This window comes from Helicobacter pylori, from assembly GCF_006440215.1.
GTDB lineage: Bacteria > Campylobacterota > Campylobacteria > Campylobacterales > Helicobacteraceae > Helicobacter > Helicobacter pylori_CS.
The window spans coordinates 1-2558 of the sequence record NZ_VEZH01000030.1 but is presented as its reverse complement, the minus strand read 5'-3'; the positions used below and the strand labels follow the sequence as shown (position 1 = coordinate 2558).

Below are 2558 nucleotides of genomic sequence, written 5' to 3'. Positions count from 1 at the left end.
TATTCCCCCTTTCATTAACCCGCGCAACATTTTTGAACCATTTGATTCGATAAGCCCCATTTTTACATCAGTGGGGCTTACAGAGTTAAATTTAAAGGAGAAGTGATGGCTCAGTTAGAAGATTTAAAAGCGCATGAAAAATACAATTTGTTGTTGTGCATGGTTTCAGGCGCGTATAAAGGAACTATTCCAGGAAATGAGGATTTTAAAGAGTGGTGCGATGAATGCACTTTAGATTATTTTCGCTCACGACGGGACAAAGCGGCTCAGCACAAGCATTTTGAACTCATGCGTAAAGCGGATTATATCATTGGCATTGTGAATGAGGATTCAACGACTAGAGGGGCTGAAGTCCAACGGAGCGTTTTTGCCCTAAAGATTGACCATGACACTATTGGGATTGATGAAAAGGGAGCGCTAAAGGTTGAGGGCGTTTGCGCTCAAAAAGGGAGCCAGGAATACGAAGAATTAGTCAATAAAAACACTTGGCATTTCACGCACAGCACCCGACTTGGACAACCAAAACTGATTGAGCGAAAAAATTAAAAGGGGTTATGGGTTTTTACCCATAAACTTATGAAAGGATTTTAATGGAATTGTTAAATTTAGACGGAGTGATTGAAAAAGGCGTGTTTGAAATCCCCAGCTATCAAAGGGGGTATGCATGGCAGGAAAGGCAATTAAAGGATTTTTGGAACGATTTAGAGCATGTGTCCAAGTTGGGAGATAAATTCCATTACATGCACAGCCTAACCTTAAGAGAGCTTGAAAATGAGTTTGAAAATAGCGCTTTTGAAATCATAGACGGCCAGCAACGATTGGCTACAAGCCTAATCTTACTAGGTCTTTTAGCAAAAACCACCCAAAATAAAGATAAAAAGTATTCTTTAATCAACCTTGAACCCATTCTGTCTTATAAGTATTATGGTTTGAGTGAAGCTTTTAGGGCGATCACTGAAGAAGAAAAAGATTTAAAAGCGTTCAAAACTTCTTTTTATTACGCTAAAAATTTGATTGACGCTTATACATTTTTTAAAGAAAAAATCAGCGATACGCCTGTTGGAACGCTTGAAAAAATGTTTGATACCCTTATAAAGAAAATGCTTTTTAGCGTGGTGGAATTGAACGATAACCGAATTGATCCATTCAGTTCTTTTGAAACGATTAACAATCGTGGTAAGGATCTATCCACTTTAGAATTGTTTAAAAACCGCTTGCATTTTGTGGCGCACAAGATTTGCGATGGCAAAAAATTAGAAAAGCTTCAAAACGAAATCAATGACACTTACACCAGGATTTATTACGATTTGAGGCATTTTAAAGACGATCATTTAGAGGGTTTTTTAAAGCATTTTGTGGCATATTATTATGGCGAGAAAGGGGATTTTAAGAAGAGGTTATTGGAAATGGAGTTTAACGCTCATAAAAGATATACCGACAACACCAACTTTAATGACGAATATGAAAAAATAGACGATTTGTTATTTTATCTTTCTTATTCTTCTAAGGTTTGGCATTTCTTGCACACGCTTGATGAAAAGTCTATCGCCCTTATTTTTGATGACAATAGAAAGCTTGAGATGGAAATCACGCCTAAAATGCGCAACTTGTTAGACAAAATGCGGCGCTTAAACGCTTTGAGCGATAACGCTTTTCTGCCCTTATTGCTCTCTCTTTTAACCATACAGCTTGTTGGAAGGAGTGCTAATGAACAGCCTTATACCACCCAAGAATTAGAGGGCTTATTAGAGTATTTAGAGCGTTTCGGGTTTTTAGTCTATGGGGTTGCTGGCAAGAATACGGTCAAAAACGAATGGATTGAACCAGCTTTTAGAGCGTTCAAAGCGTATAGAGATGGGGAAGAAAATACCGCCATTAAAGATCTTCCAACGCTAGAAAAGAGTTTTTTCAATAAAACAAAAAATAGCGCTTTAGAATTGCTTGAAGAGAATATCCATTCTAAAAAGAATACTGAAAAATGGTATAGGTGGGGCAAGGCACTGAATTACTTGCTTTATGAATACGAGTTGCGCCATAACCCTGAAACGACTCTGAATTTTGATAGCAGTATAGAAAGCATTGAACATATCTTGCCCCAAAAACCCGATCAAGGCTATAGCGATAAAGAAAAAAATTGGGCTAAAAATCCCCACATCGTGCATGCTTTAGGGAACTTGCTCTTAATCCCTAAAAACGCTAACAGCTCTTTAAGCAACAAGCCTTTTGATGAAAAAAGAAAGGAATACATAAAAGGCTCTTATAGTGAAAAAGAAGTGGCCAAAAACGCTTCTTTTGGAGTCGTGCAAATCAAAGAAAGGAGTGAAAAATTACTAGACTTTTTGATCGTGCATTATCGTATCGCTGAATTGGTGGATGAAAGCGCCATTCAAGCTTTTAAAAACGCTCTTTTAAAGGACATTAAATGATGCGATCACTCAAAAATAAAGGGTCTGTTTTTAGTGCTTCACACCACAACAAGGAGGAACAACGCCATGTTGAAAAGATAAAGAACATTAAACAAGCGATTGTAGCGGATTTTAAAAATTTTTATCAAGGAG

2 protein-coding genes are annotated in these 2558 nt (G+C 37.4%); both read left to right on the top strand.

Annotated elements, in window-relative coordinates; genetic code table 11:
* Positions 1-105: 105 nt before the first annotated feature.
* Positions 106-546, top strand: a complete 441-nt coding sequence (locus tag FIM44_RS08340) for a hypothetical protein (protein ID WP_140579748.1) — start codon at positions 106-108, stop codon at positions 544-546.
* 44 nt (positions 547-590) lie between these two features.
* The gene (locus tag FIM44_RS08335) at positions 591-2426 is read left to right on the top strand and encodes a DUF262 domain-containing protein (RefSeq protein ID WP_140579746.1); all 1836 of its coding nucleotides are present in this window, start codon (positions 591-593) and stop codon (positions 2424-2426) included.
* Positions 2427-2558: the final 132 nt, after the last annotated feature.

What these genes read in the sequence shown, in the direction of transcription:
- FIM44_RS08335 (WP_140579746.1), top strand. Translation starts at nt 591, where the DNA reads ATGGAATTGTTAAATTTAGACGGAGTGATTGAAAAAGGCGTGTTTGAA.
- FIM44_RS08340 (WP_140579748.1), top strand. Translation starts at nt 106, where the DNA reads ATGGCTCAGTTAGAAGATTTAAAAGCGCATGAAAAATACAATTTGTTG.